At 46.2% G+C, this 15,204-nt stretch carries 15 protein-coding genes; 3 read left to right on the top strand and 12 right to left on the bottom strand.

The genetic code is table 11. From position 1 onward, the window contains the following. Positions 1–16: 16 nt before the first annotated feature. The 12 genes from atwA to CUJ83_RS09780 all read right to left on the bottom strand — a co-directional run bounded on the left by atwA (position 17) and on the right by CUJ83_RS09780 (position 10,496). Positions 17–1,630, bottom strand: coding sequence for a methyl coenzyme M reductase system, component A2 (gene atwA / locus CUJ83_RS09725; RefSeq protein ID WP_230742112.1), 1,614 nt, complete (start codon positions 1,628–1,630; stop codon positions 17–19). Positions 1,631–1,634: 4 nt separating this feature from the next. Beyond that, complete coding sequence (locus CUJ83_RS09730) at positions 1,635–2,510, bottom strand: Mrp/NBP35 family ATP-binding protein (RefSeq protein WP_230742113.1); 876 nt, start codon at positions 2,508–2,510, stop codon at positions 1,635–1,637. Positions 2,511–2,523: 13 nt separating this feature from the next. Then, positions 2,524–2,922 (bottom strand): NifB/NifX family molybdenum-iron cluster-binding protein, encoded by a 399-nt coding sequence (locus CUJ83_RS09735; protein ID WP_230742114.1) that lies wholly within the window; start codon positions 2,920–2,922, stop codon positions 2,524–2,526. After that, positions 2,897–3,394, bottom strand: a complete 498-nt coding sequence (locus CUJ83_RS09740; protein WP_230742115.1) for a DUF134 domain-containing protein — start codon at positions 3,392–3,394, stop codon at positions 2,897–2,899. Before CUJ83_RS09740 ends, CUJ83_RS09735 begins: the two co-directional genes overlap by 26 nt. 214 nt (positions 3,395–3,608) lie before the next feature. Further along, positions 3,609–4,754: a TIGR04083 family peptide-modifying radical SAM enzyme gene (locus tag CUJ83_RS09745; RefSeq protein ID WP_230742116.1), complete on the bottom strand. Its 1,146-nt coding sequence runs from the start codon at positions 4,752–4,754 to the stop codon at positions 3,609–3,611. Positions 4,755–4,878: 124 nt separating this feature from the next. Continuing rightward, entirely contained in the window at positions 4,879–5,382 is a 504-nt protein-coding gene (gene larC2, locus CUJ83_RS09750) for a nickel pincer cofactor biosynthesis protein LarC2 (RefSeq protein ID WP_230742117.1), read from the bottom strand. Positions 5,383–5,397: 15 nt separating this feature from the next. Beyond that, the gene (locus tag CUJ83_RS09755) at positions 5,398–7,176 is read right to left on the bottom strand and encodes a hypothetical protein (protein WP_230742118.1); all 1,779 of its coding nucleotides are present in this window, start codon (positions 7,174–7,176) and stop codon (positions 5,398–5,400) included. A gap of 233 nt (positions 7,177–7,409) precedes the next feature. Continuing rightward, positions 7,410–7,982 carry a hypothetical protein gene (locus CUJ83_RS09760; RefSeq protein WP_230742119.1) on the bottom strand — a complete coding sequence of 191 codons (573 nt, stop codon included), beginning with the start codon at positions 7,980–7,982 and terminating at the stop codon, positions 7,410–7,412. Positions 7,983–8,050: 68 nt separating this feature from the next. After that, positions 8,051–8,722 (bottom strand): flavodoxin family protein, encoded by a 672-nt coding sequence (locus CUJ83_RS09765; protein ID WP_230742120.1) that lies wholly within the window; start codon positions 8,720–8,722, stop codon positions 8,051–8,053. Positions 8,723–8,789: 67 nt separating this feature from the next. Continuing rightward, complete coding sequence (locus tag CUJ83_RS09770) at positions 8,790–9,554, bottom strand: SDR family NAD(P)-dependent oxidoreductase (protein WP_230742121.1); 765 nt, start codon at positions 9,552–9,554, stop codon at positions 8,790–8,792. 44 nt (positions 9,555–9,598) lie between these two features. After that, complete coding sequence (locus CUJ83_RS09775) at positions 9,599–9,823, bottom strand: DUF8156 family protein (RefSeq protein ID WP_230742122.1); 225 nt, start codon at positions 9,821–9,823, stop codon at positions 9,599–9,601. 418 nt (positions 9,824–10,241) lie between these two features. Beyond that, on the bottom strand, positions 10,242–10,496 hold the full coding sequence (locus CUJ83_RS09780) for a DUF3006 family protein (RefSeq protein ID WP_230742123.1): 255 nt from the start codon (positions 10,494–10,496) through the stop codon (positions 10,242–10,244). A 139-nt stretch (positions 10,497–10,635) separates the two neighbouring features. Here CUJ83_RS09780 and CUJ83_RS09785 point away from each other — a divergent pair, with 139 nt between their 5' ends. The 3 genes from CUJ83_RS09785 (at position 10,636) to CUJ83_RS09795 (ending at position 15,074) form a co-directional block, all read left to right on the top strand. Beyond that, positions 10,636–12,117: a lamin tail domain-containing protein gene (locus CUJ83_RS09785; RefSeq protein WP_230742124.1), complete on the top strand. Its 1,482-nt coding sequence runs from the start codon at positions 10,636–10,638 to the stop codon at positions 12,115–12,117. Between the two features lie 102 nt (positions 12,118–12,219). Then, positions 12,220–13,509, top strand: coding sequence for a LuxE/PaaK family acyltransferase (locus tag CUJ83_RS09790; protein ID WP_230742125.1), 1,290 nt, complete (start codon positions 12,220–12,222; stop codon positions 13,507–13,509). Then, positions 13,509–15,074 (top strand): acyl-CoA reductase, encoded by a 1,566-nt coding sequence (locus CUJ83_RS09795; protein ID WP_230742126.1) that lies wholly within the window; start codon positions 13,509–13,511, stop codon positions 15,072–15,074. The genes CUJ83_RS09790 and CUJ83_RS09795 overlap by 1 nt, the downstream gene beginning before the upstream one ends. Positions 15,075–15,204: the final 130 nt, after the last annotated feature.

Genomic DNA, 15,204 nt, shown 5'->3' on the forward strand with positions numbered 1-15,204 from the left:
TTCTTTTTTTATCATCCTATGCTTTTTGCTTGATCTCTTCCGTCTTTTCGGCAGGTTTATCGGTCACATCAGGCAGTACTTTTTCAGGGTCGCCGATTGACACTATTTTACCCGATTTCATATATGCGACTCTATCACATATCATCTTTACGAATTCCATATCGTGAGAGACGATAACGAACGTCTCGTTAATATCTTCTCTCGCCGAAAGTATTGAGCTTACCACGAATCTTTTCGTTATCGGGTCCATCGTGCCCGTAGGCTCGTCGAGCACGATCACTAGCGGCTCTTTTATCATAGCCTGTGCCAGTGCTACCCTGTGCCGTTCACCCTCGGACAGCTCTTCCGGGAATTTATTTAATATCTCCTGCCCTCTCTTCTCGTTAAAGCCCACTATCTGCAGTGTTTGTACCGCCTTCATCTCCGCAAGCTCGGCTGGAAATTCCAGGCCTATTGACTCTGTCATGTTCTCTATTATGCTCCTGTGCGGATACAGGTCATATTCCTGGTGGAGCAGCCCTATATATGGTTTCGCCCTGCCTCTTGCATAGTAACCGGGCTCGCACATATTGATCCAGTCGTCGCCGATCTTCATCTCGACGATGCCGTCAGTAGGCTCAAGATTTCCGGTAAGGATATTCATCAGCGAGGTCTTTCCTGCGCCGCTTGTGCCGACGATGCCGAAAATCTCTCCTTCCTTAATGTCGAACGTCACTCCGTTCACTGCATTGATGACGCCTCTGTCAACGGAAAAGTATTTTTTCGTGAGATCCTTTACGCTAATTATCGTGTCGCCTGCCTCTATCTGCTTTTTCTCAAGTACGTCGGCCTTACCCATGAACTCCTTGATTATTTCGGCTGGCGGGCCCACCCTTTTAATCTTCCCTTCCTCGAGGAATATTACCTTTGATGCCATCTCCTCTATCACGTCGAAGAAATGCGACGTTATAAGCACTGTTATGCCAAAGTCTTTTGATAGGGCCCTGATGTTATGATGTATGCTCCCTGCGGTCTTAGGGTCAAGTGTACCGGTAGGCTCGTCCGCAAGTAACAGCATAGGCTCCTTTGCAAGCTGCCTTGCAAGCACTACCCTTTGTTTCTCCCCGCCCGAGAGGTCTCTCGCTATATGCATCATACGATGAGATAGCCTGACCTGGTCTATCAGCTCAGCGGCTCTCTGTATCTTCTCGCCCTTATAGTCGATGTCGTCCAGAGCCTTTAACACATTCTCTATAACTCTGTAATCGCCATATATGCCGAAAGTCCTCTGTATCATGATAGCTATGCGTCTCGCTATCTTTGATCTGACTTCCTGGCCGCTATCGTCGAGTATGTCAAACGAATCCGGCTGTAGCGTGCCGTCGCAGCGAGGGCATATCTTACCCGCATTTCCGGGAGGTTCTATCCTTCCGCATTTATCGCACATCGAAACGTGGAATATGACCTGTCCGGTGGCAGGTATGGAAGTGTCTATGCCTCTAAGGACGTTCAGCAGGACGGTCTTTCCTGAACCGCTTCTGCCGATTATGCCTATGACGTCTCCTTCCTCGATCTCGAGATTGACGTTATCCAGAGCTATATCACCGTCATAGTCTACGGTAAGGTTCTTGACTTCGACTAACAGGGCCATATTATCAACCTTCTATGGATCTTACGATATTTTCCGCTATCTCATTGGTATTTTTGATGATCAGGGAAGGCTCTTCGTTTGTTAAGATATCCGTACCCCTGTTTTTCACATCCATCGGGATACTGCCAAGGGAACCTATGCCATACTTACCTGCAAGGTCCTTTACGGTATCCTCGCCGAACGGATAGATCCTCTTGCCGCAATCAGGGCATTCGATGTAAGCCATGTTCTCGACTATTCCGAGGATCTTCGTTTCGAGCATCTTTGCCATGTTGATTATCTTACTGACATCAAGTACCGAGAGATTAGATGAAGTACTGACTATTACAAGCCCGTTCAGGGGAATAGTCTGCATAATGCTCAGGGGCTCGTCGCCCGTACCGGGCGGCAGGTCTATTAACATAAAGTCCAGCTCGCCCCATTGAACGTCCGCTAAGAACTGGTTGATTATTGAACTGCGCATCGGGCCTCTCCATATGACCGGAGAATCGCTTGACGATATTAGTGATTCGACAGACACCACTTTTATCCCGTGAACAGCTTCTATCGGTATCAGCCCGTTAACGTCCGCGCCCATCCTTATACCTTCTACGTTCAGCAGATGCGGCATATTGGGGCCGCTGATATCCGCGTCAAGCACTCCTACCCTGTAGCCTTTTTTAGCCAGGCTGAGCGCTATTCCGGCAGTCACTGTGCTTTTTCCCACACCGCCTTTACCGCTTACGATCGCGATACGATATTTTATAGCGCTAAGGTTTTTCGCTATTCTTATCTTTTGTTCCTGCTGTTCGAGGTTTACCTTATCTTTGCATGTGTCGCATGCATCAGAACCCTTGCTTGCACATGTATCACATGCCGTTTTCCCTGATGTTTCCGCCATTATCAATACTCCTTTAATGTGAACAGTTACAGGTGCCCCTGTCAGATAATTCGTCCAGCATGCCCTCAGTGAGGTCCTCTATAGCGTCTCTAACCGTGCCGATAGCCCCGCCATATACTTTTATGCCGTTGCCGGTAAGCGACATTAACGGCCTGCCCCCGATCCCCGAGACAAGAACAATATCAACGTTGTTCGCTTTTAATAAGTTTGCAGGTGCGGCGCAATTATGGGCGCCTTCATGAGAAATATTCTCTATGCTTGTCACGCCTTCTATAATGCCCTCAGTAATGTCGATCAAGGTAAAGTGTTCACATGACCCGAAATGTGCGCTGATCTCCGAGTCTATTCCATGTGGTGTCATTGAAGGTACTGCTATTCTTGTCATACTAGTCATTCCTGTCTTCTTTTTCATTTACATCCAGATCTTTCGGGCAACAATAAGATTCATCTATGATCCTTTTTCCCTTGCCGTCACCGCATTTACGGTATATCTGGATAGATGAGCAATGCGGGCATCTCTCAGGCCTTTGAGATCTGTCCGGAACATTCCACGTTTTCGAGCAATTCTCGCAAACGAACTCTACTACACAATCGCCACTTTTTACGTAGTCTCCTCCGGAGATCTTGATGGCCTTACCGTTGACAAGGGCATCCGCAACTTTTTTCCGGGCTTTTTGCAGGTCGGTCCAGAAGGTCTTTCGCGATATGCCCATCTTGTCAGCGGCTTCATTTTGGTCTACTTGAAGGAGGTCACAAAGTCGTATAGCCTCTAGCTCTTCTATGGATAAGTTAATAATATCGAGGTTGCAAAGCGGTATCTCTCTTGGCTTATAATATGTGGCTTTGGGTAAGCAAGAGACCCTTCTTTTAACTTTATTGACCATCAAATTACACATATGCGATGTAATAGATAAACTTTTCTATTTTTTATATAGTTACTTATTGTTTTATATCTGCAAAATAACGTGATGAATAAGGATAATTACTTATTTTCATTCGTTATTGAAAAATTTTCATTAATAAGATGTGCAATTTAAAACTGAAAAAATATCCGGCAATATTAAAAATAAATTGGATAATGGATTGAGATCATGATCTTCATAATCTCTTTAGCATTATCGACATTATTCCCGCTCTGGAACCCTTCTCGGGCCCGAACCCGAACGGGGCCATTCCCATGTCGGGGGATCCGAACATCTCCTTATTGACCCTGTCCGTTATCTCCTCGAATATCCTCTTATATGCGACACAATGCGGGTCGACGCTCTTAATTTCGCCGTCAGCCGGAGTCATTGCGTTATAGGGGCATCCGCCTCTGCAATAATTGATGTGGGCACATTCCTTACATTCCCTGTCGACAAGCTCTTTAAACTGATGCATTGTCTTCCATGCTTCGGAACGGGCAAGGTCTTCCATGCCCGGGCGATCATAGACATTGCCCATAACATATTTCGGCATTCCTACAAACCTATAGCACGGGTATATGCTTCCGTCAGGCCCCACCGCAAAAGTATCTCCCATACAATCAACAAAGGTGCATACTGTGCCATGGCCTGTGAAGACACACTTGCACAGGTGGTCGATGTTCATGACCTCGAAACTGCCGAAATTTTCCAGGTATTTATCAAGCAGATAGACAAGCAGTTCTCCATATTCTTTCGGGTCCAGGGCCCATTTTTCAGGCTCATCGCTGCGTAAAGACGGCAGTGCCGGATGCAATTTTAGTGTCCAGCCGTTCTCCATGAAGAAATCGACGATCTCATCCCTGTGTTTAACCGATTCGGAGGTGAACGTGCAAATGAACTTTACTCCAAGGCCGTTCTCTGTGGCGATCTTATAGCCTTTCATCGTTTTATCGTAATACCCTTTTCCTCTCTGGACGTCGTTTATCTTTTTAGGCCCGTCAAGGCTCGAGCCAATGGGAATATCATACTCCGCCAAAATTTTGGCCAGTTCCAGCGTCATCTTCCAGAGATTTGTCTGAAGCGCAAAAGCCACTTTCCGATGGCTTAAGCCCTCAGCCAGCAACGGTAAAGCTTTCCTGTAAAAATCCGCTCCGGCGAGAAGCGGCTCTCCGCCGTGAAATGTAAAAGTCACCGGATCGTCGCGGAAACCCTTGAGCCATTCGACCACTTCTTTGACGGTCTCTATACTCATTTTTGGAGAGTTTTCATCGGAACTCCAGCAATAGTTACACTTTGAAGGACAGCCTAATGTAGGGATAAGCATTACGTGAAAAGGCATTTTTATACCACTCCTTAATTTTTAACCTCTTACTGATATTAGTAATTTCCTGTAGCTTCTGTCATATGTTTTTTTATAAAGATAAAATGAAGATCATGCTATATCGCCCGATCTTTAAACGATCTTATCGATCTATACTAATGTGGATGTTTTCGCTTTCAAGTACTTTACCAAAAGCTTCCGCCTCGATCATGGACTTAAGCTTTGACAGGGCAATATGTTTGCTCTTTTCAGAAAGCTCCATCGCCAGGGACTTGATATCCTCATATTCCGCTTTTAATGATATGACACGATCATTTTTCTTAAGATATTTTACCCTGACTTTTGCCTCGATGACGTCCTTTCCGTCCGATACGCTTATCACTTTTGTTTCGCTTTCATATGGAAGCATCCTGTGCCTGGACTCGAATATGCGGACGCCTATCGTACCGAACTCTATGGCGAGCAGGTCGCAGACCGCTTCAAGCCTGTCCTCTTCGACATCGACGAATACGATATACTGCATCCTGTTCTTTTTAGTAAAAGCGTTAACAACGAAAACGTTGTTAGCGCCGGCGCTCATCGTCCTGTCAATGACGTAGGGCACTATCTCTCCCGATACGTCGTCTACTGCTGCCATCACCAACATTTTTATCATCCATGTCTAAAGCTCGGACATTATCCTGGCGGATCTCCTGCCTACTTCTATCGCCCTCTTTTTACCTCCAGGTATGGCCGACGACACGTAAGCGCCCGCTATCGCTTTCTTCGCCGCTTCTTCGGGAGACAGCTTACCCATGGCCGTTGCGACCGCTACAGGCACTATGATATTTATGATCGAATGTCCTGACAGCTGGAGCTCTACTACCGGGACAGAGGCCAGAGGTAATACCTCAAGTATCTCTTTCTTCTTATTCAGGACCGCGTCAGGTATCACTTTATGCGACAGGCCTTCGAACACTATCTTTTGCCCGTTCACCGTGACCTCGACGTTCGCATCTGTGTCGAAACCGCAATACTTATTGAGGAAGTCGCTGGGCTTTCTGCGGGCACAGCCTTTATACTCGGTGATCTTGATGCTGACTTCCTTACCGGTCATCCCGCTGAACACCGCGCCGCAGGCAGCCTCGACGTTCTTGACCTTTTCATCATCGAGCTCTCTGATTATATCCTGAAGGTCCTTACCCTCTTTTAACCTATCATAAGTGAACTTAGCTCTTCTGTATACTGCACCGGCCCTTGCGCCGTCCGTGGCCAGTATCATCGCTTTTGTGACGGGGCCTCTTCTTACCTGCTCCGATTTTCTGGCGATAGTATTGGTGGCTACTTTTGCGAATTCCGGCTCCAGCCAGAATTTATCTTTTATTTCCCTTATCCTGTCGGCAGCCTTTTCAATGTCGCCGTGCGAGCTTATCAGCACTTTCATGGCAAGTACGGCATCTGCCGCCATATGGCCAAGAGGTGGCTGTAACGGCCCGCCAGAAAACCCTGCGCCAATTACAAGTGACTCTTCGAACGCGGACAGCATCTCCTCGAAGGCTATCATGCCTACGACCGAAGGTCCGCCTATGTCCTTTAATATGACTCCGAGGTCACCGACAAGCCTTGCAGTATCATATTCCTCGCCCGTGCCCCTTATATGAAGCGTTTTCGGGAGCCCTGCGGCTTCGACCGCGCCCAGACCGGCAATATATGCGCTGTTATACACTCCCATTTCGCCGTATTTTTCACCTACCTCCGAGTCCGGGTGGACTATTTCAAGCACCGCCGCAGCGCCAATTATTGCCGCGATTATCGGGCTGGGGGGCATACCTACATTTGCATATGCTTTTAGCATCCCCTTTGTCCCGGCCTTCGCTCCGTTCATGGCGAGCTCCGGGAATCCCACGTCCTCTCCGAGAGCGCCGTGACCGTACAGGGGGCCTCCGCCCACTCCCATGGGTAACAGGCTTCCGTCTATCCTGGATACCTTATTATCGAATATGTCATCGTAAAGCGCTTTCACCGCCGCATATCCTGATATACGGTTATTTGATTTCGGCGTCGGGATGGCTATCACTCCGCATCGGTCCACTCCGGCGATTATTCTAGCCATCGCCCCGAGTTTCCTGTTCCCTGCGGGCACTCCCGCCTGCGCGTTTGAGCCTGCAAAATAGCACATTGCCGCAGCGATAAGCGCAGCGTTCGCAGTATCAGCTCCTGCAAGCTTTGCCGAGTCTATCGCCTTACGCAGGACATCATCTATTGGAAGGCTTTGCACATTATGGTCCGTGAGCCTTATGTCTGTGCCTCTTACAACATCCTCAACTATGCTGTTAGCGACACACACTGCCGCTATGTTCAACATTCCATGACCTTTGGTCAGGGCTTCTATCCGGTCGTTGGTCATCATATCGATGTCGGATGTCGAAGCCATGATGGCTGCAAGGATTTCTTTTTCCATAATGATCACGATCTTATGTTTCAAAACCGGTGCTTAAATAGTTTCATAAAAGTGTTCAAAAGTTATTTTATATAATATTAAAAATTCATTTCATTATTATTTATAAATAATTAACAAATTTAAAAGCAGGATTTTTACCGTAAATTATTAATTATTTACCTGCTTTACCTTATAATTTATAAGGTAAATTTTTCAATATTTACAAAAAAATTAGAATTATTTAAGTAAGAAATTTACTTTTTACTCCTTGCCATAAAGATACTTCCGACTACAAGAAGCGGCAATATCAGCAATGAAGGACATATGGACTTATTATTCGGCTCTGCTGCCGGCGTTGGCGTAACTTGAGACCCATAGGGTATCTCGAACTCTGCCAGGACCGTATCGCTCACGCCCTTATATATGACAAAACCGGTGACCTTGATATCCCCGGGGACCGCGACCTCGACAAATCTTTCGGATGACGTTTTTCCGGGGCCTATCAGGTCCATCGTAATATCTTCAGCACGGTATCTTTTTCCATTCTCATCGATGAACGCCATCTCGAACCATCCCGTGCTCGCTATCTGTCCTATATTCTCATAGTTATAAACGAGTTTAGGCCACTTGCTGTTTTCAGGGTCTTCTGTGTACTTGCCCGTCATGGACAGGTCTGTTATCGTGACCTGGACTATATTCAGCTTCATGGTCTTATTCAATGTGACCTCTTTATTGATCGGTATCGTCACATCCGCGGCCAAAGCCGGCGCCATGAACAGTAATGCAATAAGCAAGACAGCTAAAATATTAACTATCAGAGTTCGCATGCTCGATAAATCGCACTATAACTATATCAGGATTACGAAGAAAGAAATTAAGGGATTTTTTAATTTATTCAGGCCTTGATCCATCCCTTTTTCACAAAGTACTCATATTCGCTGGCCCACTCCTCTTTAAAGTTCATGACAGCGTACTTGAAGACATCGATGAACGCCTTTTGCCTGGCCTTTTGCTCCGGGAACTGCCTTCCGGTCTTGATCGCGTCAATAAGGTCTACGCCCATATCGCGGGACTTTTTACAGGCCTCTTCCATATTCCCTGGTATCTGCGGCATGGCGACGCTGACGCAGCCTATCGTAAACGCTCCGGACATGTTCATGAAATCGTTCATGAACTCCGCAGTGCTGTCCCCGCCCGAGCTTGCGGTCGTGACCACTGACATGCCATATTTTCCCTCAAGAAGCAGGCAATGCCTGCAGTCGCCCGTGCGATCCATAAAAGCCTTTAATTGCGCGGTCACGCTGTTGAAGTATACCGGGCTGGCCATTATTATTCCGTCTGCGTCCAGTATCTTTTCATATACCTTATCAAAATCATCCTTTTGCGGGCATTCGCCCGTTTTATAGCAATGACAGCATCCCGTACAAAAATTGATCTTCCTCTTAGTGATGTCTATGATCTCTGTCTCTGCCCCGGCACTCTCTGCGCCTTCCAGCGCGCTTTCCAGTAATTTTAACGTAAAGCTGTTCCTGCCCCTGGGGCTTCCCTGAATACCAATGACCTTCATCAAAGGGATATTTATCGATTAATGGATAAAGGGTTTATGGATATATAATCGCGTTTTTTGCGATGATCTATCGTTTTTTGCTCCTTTCGGTCATTTTCGTAAAAAACCTGCCTACGGCTACCGGGAACCTGTATGCGAGGAAAAGATATGCGGCGGTCTGGAAATTTGCTGCGACTACCGGCTTTTTCGACCTGATCTTTTTTGCCAGATCTGTGCCTATATCCGCAGGGTTCGCCATTGCCTCCTTCGGTATTCCCAGGGGAGAGGCCGACTTCGTGTCCGTTATAGGCGGATGCATCAGATCGACGCAGATGCCGTATTTTTCAAACTCCAGCGCCAGCGTCCTCGTCATAGCCTCAATGGCGCCTTTCGTGGACGCATAGCCATATATGCCTGAGAATCCGGTTATGCCCACACCTGAGCTCATGTTGTGTATTATACCGCTCTTCCTGGCTTTCATATGCGGAAGAACTGCCTCTATCATACGGATATACCCGAAGTAATTTACTTCAAACTCTTTCTTTGTTTCCTCCACGGACTTTTCTTCAAATGGCTTGAAGACGGCGATGCATGCATTATTGACGAGTATGTCTATCCTTCCCCATTTTCCCATTACTGCGTCAACAGCTTCTTTTACTTCCTTGTCCGATGTTACGTCACATTTCCGGAACAGCAGGCTGTCACTATGATCCGACATAAGCTGGGACAGGTTCTCGGCAAAAAGATCAAAGACCGCTACATTATACCCATCCTTCAATAATGATGATGCCATATGGAACCCTATGCCGTTATTCCCGCCGGTGATGATCACTACCTCATTGCCACTGCTCATATGTTTTCCGCCATGTATCGGTATTAAAGAAAATGTCCGTAGCCTTATAACTTATTGTTCCTTTCCAGTTCCCTTATTCTCATCTCCATCTCGATGAGTATGTTCATCATAGCGGCCTCCGTATTATTGGGATGGTTCACGAGCGTCTCCTCGCGCCTGCCGGCAAGCTCATAGAGCAGATAATCAAATATCTCCCTGCGGCCTTTATCCAGCGTCATGCGATACCCTTCCCATTTGGATGCGGCTTTCATTAGCTTAAGTCCCGGCATATTTTTCACCTCAAGCTTTACACTGGCAGGCGGGTAAATAAATGCGAAGAATAAGCGATTTGAAAATAATTAGATGGGAAAGCAGTTTAAGGCTCTTGATAATGCTTTAATAAGTCTTCCTTTATTGTCTTACATTACTTTTTAATCATGAAGCGCACGAAGGCGAACAAGGAACACGAAACTGCTAACCACGAAGCGCACGAAGGCGAACAAGGAACACGAAACTGCTAACCACGAAGCGCACGAAGGCGAACAAGGAACACAAAGGACCTTTTTTAGAAGATGATCATATACTTAAAAAATTTGTGAACCTTATTCGCCTTCGTGCGCTTTGTGGTTGGAAGCCGTGTCCTTGGTTGCCATTGTGTTCTAATTAGTAGAGCTTTAATGTCCTGATATAATACGTCCGGATAAATTTTTAGTCTTCTTTTTTTAGGTATGGATATCTCTCTTTAGGATATTTTTTACTTTTTAGCTTGTCGAGGAGCTTCGAGACTCTCTCTTTAGCCTCCTCTGTGCTTTCTATGTCTATTGAAATGTCGATGTCTACGATGTCGCCTTCTTTACAGCCTTCCGGCATGATGGCCATTGGCAGGTCGAAGGATATACGCTCGTCTTCCCTTAATAAAAGGACCGCGAATTCGCATTCTATCCGGTCTATGGTAGCTTTCATTCTAAACAACTTTATTATGTTCCCATATATTTGAATTATTCCAAAAGGACTTCCGGATTATTTTGCATATATTTGGAATTTATTTTATACCAATAAAAATATTTATTCGCGTTTTTATAAATTAATAGTCGGTATATTCATGAGCGTGACGAAAAAATCGCCTGTCCGTAAATATCATTGCTTCAGGCAGTTGATCATGGTGTTCATCACCCTGGTCCTGTTAGCTACTTTATGTTTTAATATTTTAGGCGCGGCCCAAGATAACGCCAATGTCTACATAAGCTCAGTATGTTTTAACGCTCCCGGGAACGATATTACGAACCTTAACGGCGAATGGGTAAGGATCGTTAATACGGGTAAAGAACCCATACCGATGGAAGGCTGGAAACTGTCCGACCAGGGAGAAAAGCATGTATACGCTTTTCCACCGTTTACGATAGGCCCTGAGACCACTATAACGGTCTATACGGGAAAAGGTCAGGATAGTGATCGCGAGCTATTCATGGGCTTTAGCGAGCCTGTCTGGAACAATGACGGCGATATCGCTACTCTGAAGGATAATTCTGGCAGCATCATCTCCCGTTATGATGATATTTCCGGCCTGCCTGCCGTGAGCCCGCTGTCTATACAGGCCACTCCGGCGGCATCACCTGCTGCAATAGATATGCAGGCTCCGCTATCGGAATTGTCAGTCCATTTCATCGATGTCGGGCAGAGCGAATCGATATTACTTATTTCGGGCGACTGGACAATGCTTATAGACGGCGGCACAATCGACCAGGGTGAAAAAGTATCTGGCTATCTAAAAAGCCATGGCGTAAAAGATATTGACGTCCTTGTGGCCACTCACCCTCATTCGGACCATATCGGCGGCCTCATACAGGTGATGAATGAGTTTCCCGTAAAAATGGTACTCGATAGCGGACAGATACATACGACAAGGACATATGAGCAATTCCTGACACTCATAGACCAAAAGGACATTCCTTATGTACAGGCTGAAAGAGGCCAAAAGTACATATTCGGGCAAAACCTGGAAGTCGAGGTCCTGAACCCGCCGTCGACATATATTGCCGATGACCTTAACGAGAATTCCGTAGTGCTAAAAGTGACGTTCGGGAACGTTAAGTTCTTGTTCACCGGGGATGCGGGCTTCGACGCTGAAAAGAACATGGCGGCATCCGGTGTCAGCCTCGATAGCGACGTTTTAAAGGTCGCGCATCATGGAAGCGCTTATGCTACCGGCGAGGCATTCCTTTCTAAAGTAACGCCTGCCGTCAGCGTCATCGAGGTCGGCGAGAATAATTATGGCCATCCCTCGCAGGAGACTCTTGACAGGCTGAATGCGGCAGGATCCAATGTGTACAGGACAGATCTTAATGGCGACATCGTCATCACGACGGACGGCACGACCTATAAGGTCACTGATGAGTCCGGCGCTTCAACGATTTTCAGCACTGTTCCGGGAGAGCCTTCTCCTGTAACGCCTTCGCCTCTGACAGAGCGCATTCCGGGACTTGATAGGCTGGTATACATTATCGTGTTAGCGGCCTTGATAATACTGGCCATACTGGTCATCTACTGGATACTGCCCAAAAAGAGACGTAAGAGAAGAAAATGATCTTTAATATCTGATCCTATTTTTTATGGCCTTTCACCATAATATTAAAATAAGTCGTTCTCTATTATCTTTTAATTTATTAATAGAGGAAGGCCTGCTCACATGTTCGACCAGTCGCTTATCGAAGGACTAGTGTCTCAAAATAATTATTACAGGGACCAGAAAGAGGTACGGGAATTGCGAAATAAGGCGATCCGGATGTCCCACAAGCATCATTTTGAGAACAATGCTTTTTACAGAAAGTTCTGTAAAGCAAAAGGGATCACAGAAGAAGTTTCGCCAAAAGATTTTCATGACCTGCTCGTACCTGACGGCGTCTTTAAGTCCTATGAGCTGGAAAATCCTGAGAAAGAGCCTTTAAAGTTCAAGAAATGGGTCGACGGCATTGCCTCTATAAAAACCGATTTTATCCCTAAAAAGACAAATAGCCTTGAAGAGATGCTGGAAGAGTACGACAGGAACGGGATGTTCCTCGGATATAGCAGCGGAACTTCGGGAAAACTGACATTCCTCCCCAGGGATGGATTTACCAGGTCAATGATAGTAAGGTCGTACGTCGAAGCCGTTGACGCTACGGTCAAGATCAATAAGGGAAAGGACCATTTTGTGCTCGGTATACCCGGAAAGACTTTCCTTCAGGTCGGGTTCAACGGGCGTACTACGGCAGAGGACCTTTCCCCCGGTAATATTTTTTTTGCGATGAAAGAGCTAAAGTCGGACATCGTTAGGATAAGGATGAGAGGCCCCCGAAGTCCGAAAGAATATGCGATGAACGAATTGATAAAAAGGATGATGCCGGGAATGGAAAATAATGCGGTGAGCGGTCTTGCCGGCGAGCTTTTAAAGAGAAAAAACGAACGCGTAATATTCATGGCACCGCCATTCCTGATAGTCAATACGGCTAGATACGTCCTCGATAACGGCCTTGACGCAAAATTATCCCAGGACAGCATACTGGCGTCTACAGGAGGATTCAAGGGCAGAAAGGTCACGAGCAGGGACGATATGAACAGGCTCATTAAAGAGGCCTTTGGCGTGGATGAGAACCGCTATATTGACCTCTATGGCATGACCGAGTCCAATTCCATCATGGTCGAATGTATGGAAGGGAATAACAAACACATTCCACCATGGATGGAAGTCGTACTATTTGACGATCATATGGAGCCCATAGAGCCGAAGGGTAAAGTTACCGGCTATTATGGTTTCCTGGAAGCTTCCAGCAGGTCTTTCCCCGGGTTCATAATGACAGGGGATAAGATAACGGTGGACTATGACGGATGCAGCGCATGTGATAAGAAGACTCCAGTGGTCTCCGGTATCGGAAGGGCGCCGTTGACGGAAGGCAGAGGGTGTGCAGGGGTCCTGTCAAAGACGGTGGGTGGCGCATAATGGTAAAAGAGTTCAAAGGTTACTATCTCCCCGGTTCTCTCGAAGATGTTGAAAAGAGCCTGGAAATCGAGGAAAGAAAGCTCGAGGACGCCGTGATACTTGTCCCAAGGGTAAATCCCGAACAAATAAAGAAAATTGTTAGCGGGTTGAAAGAAAACCGGGAAAAAATATCCGCTATGTCCGCTGAGGAGATAGCTGATATCTACGATAATGTATCTCAAAAATGGAAGAATAACGACTACGATAAAAAGAAGGCCGCTCTGCAGTATTTGCCCGAGCTTACAGGCCTTTCGCCGGAACTGATAGAATATTTCCAGTTCAGGTCGATATATAAGATCAATAACAAGACCATAAAATTCCTGTCAGATCTCAAGCTTAATGAGGATATTTTTAAGGATTTTGTGAACATTAAGCCGACAGACACTTATTTACGGGCATATGCCGGCATGTTCGATAAGCTTAATCTTAAAAAATATGCGGAGAATAAAAAGGACATAAGGCTAGTGACTTACATCACTCCCTCAAATGTCCCCGGCTTTATCGAAAGCCTCGGGATATTCCTCGGCAATATCGTTAAAGCGTCAGTGCTAATAAAAACTCCTACCGTGCAGCCATTGTTCGCCCCGCTGTTCGCGGAATCGGTCTCGGAGGCCAGCCCCATCCTTGGTGAGACGATAACTGTCATTCCCTGGAAAGGCGGCGATGAAAAGATCGAAGACACTATCTTTAGAAATTCCGACGTAGTGAGCGTGGTCTCGGGCACAGATACCGCATTGTCCGTAAAGCAAAGGATAGACCGGCTAAATAAAGAGGGGTATAACATTAAAGGCTGCTACCACGGCGGAAAATTCGGCGTTGACCTGATCGCCGGGGAGATGGCCACGAGGGAAGTCGCAGGGCTGGCTGCTATAGACGGCATAGGATATGAAGGGTATATGTGTGCTTCACCCGCCTTCGGTTTCTTTGTTGAGAAAGGGGGGAAGAACTCTCCGGAAAAGTTCGCGGAGATGATGGCGGAGGAAGGCGGAAAGATCGCTAAGGCCATACCTCAGAGAAATTATTTTAAAAAGCTTCGCGACAGGAAGATGGCGGAATTGATCGCCAGCGACGTCGATGGCTGTAAAATATTCACTTCGCCGGAACAGGATTTCGCGGTCCTGTATGAGCCAGTGCCGACATTAAAGTCAATAGGCCAGAACAGGCTGATACGTGTCATGCCGGTGGATCGTATTGAGGATATCATACCCAGGTTCATGCCATGGAAAGAATATTTGCAGACTGCCGGAATAGCCATACCCGACGATCGTTTACTTAAGATCGCCGATAAGATGGGTAAAGTGGGTTTCTCGAATCTCCGGATCGTCGGCACAGTACCTCTGCCCAGGCTGGGAGAAGCATGGGATGGTAATTTCCCGGTATATGAGTTCTATATTCCTGATTCCGTACACTGGGTATCCATTAATGCCGGGAACATGGAAAAAGAGATCACAGAGCTTCACAGGTTGAAAGAAAAACTGGTCGATAACGGTGTTTTCGGACTGGATGATCTTGTAAGCATGAATTAATAAAAATTATTTTTAATTTGTTTTAATCTTTTTTGCTAATCTTAAGCATATTATTTTTACATTAAATTTATTTTTTTATATAAAATTAAACATCATATTAAATTCTAATAAATTTTGATGTTTAATATAT

This window comes from Methanooceanicella nereidis (assembly GCF_021023085.1).
GTDB lineage: Archaea > Halobacteriota > Methanocellia > Methanocellales > Methanocellaceae > Methanooceanicella > Methanooceanicella nereidis.

What these genes read in the sequence shown, in the direction of transcription:
- atwA (WP_230742112.1), bottom strand. Translation starts at nt 1,630, where the DNA reads ATGGCCCTGTTAGTCGAAGTCAAGAACCTTACCGTAGACTATGACGGT.
- CUJ83_RS09730 (WP_230742113.1), bottom strand. Translation starts at nt 2,510, where the DNA reads ATGGCGGAAACATCAGGGAAAACGGCATGTGATACATGTGCAAGCAAG.
- CUJ83_RS09735 (WP_230742114.1), bottom strand. Translation starts at nt 2,922, where the DNA reads ATGAAAAAGAAGACAGGAATGACTAGTATGACAAGAATAGCAGTACCT.
- CUJ83_RS09740 (WP_230742115.1), bottom strand. Translation starts at nt 3,394, where the DNA reads ATGGTCAATAAAGTTAAAAGAAGGGTCTCTTGCTTACCCAAAGCCACA.
- CUJ83_RS09745 (WP_230742116.1), bottom strand. Translation starts at nt 4,754, where the DNA reads ATGCCTTTTCACGTAATGCTTATCCCTACATTAGGCTGTCCTTCAAAG.
- larC2 (WP_230742117.1), bottom strand. Translation starts at nt 5,382, where the DNA reads ATGTTGGTGATGGCAGCAGTAGACGACGTATCGGGAGAGATAGTGCCC.
- CUJ83_RS09755 (WP_230742118.1), bottom strand. Translation starts at nt 7,176, where the DNA reads ATGGAAAAAGAAATCCTTGCAGCCATCATGGCTTCGACATCCGACATC.
- CUJ83_RS09760 (WP_230742119.1), bottom strand. Translation starts at nt 7,982, where the DNA reads ATGCGAACTCTGATAGTTAATATTTTAGCTGTCTTGCTTATTGCATTA.
- CUJ83_RS09765 (WP_230742120.1), bottom strand. Translation starts at nt 8,722, where the DNA reads ATGAAGGTCATTGGTATTCAGGGAAGCCCCAGGGGCAGGAACAGCTTT.
- CUJ83_RS09770 (WP_230742121.1), bottom strand. Translation starts at nt 9,554, where the DNA reads ATGAGCAGTGGCAATGAGGTAGTGATCATCACCGGCGGGAATAACGGC.
- CUJ83_RS09775 (WP_230742122.1), bottom strand. Translation starts at nt 9,823, where the DNA reads ATGCCGGGACTTAAGCTAATGAAAGCCGCATCCAAATGGGAAGGGTAT.
- CUJ83_RS09780 (WP_230742123.1), bottom strand. Translation starts at nt 10,496, where the DNA reads ATGAAAGCTACCATAGACCGGATAGAATGCGAATTCGCGGTCCTTTTA.
- CUJ83_RS09785 (WP_230742124.1), top strand. Translation starts at nt 10,636, where the DNA reads ATGAGCGTGACGAAAAAATCGCCTGTCCGTAAATATCATTGCTTCAGG.
- CUJ83_RS09790 (WP_230742125.1), top strand. Translation starts at nt 12,220, where the DNA reads ATGTTCGACCAGTCGCTTATCGAAGGACTAGTGTCTCAAAATAATTAT.
- CUJ83_RS09795 (WP_230742126.1), top strand. Translation starts at nt 13,509, where the DNA reads ATGGTAAAAGAGTTCAAAGGTTACTATCTCCCCGGTTCTCTCGAAGAT.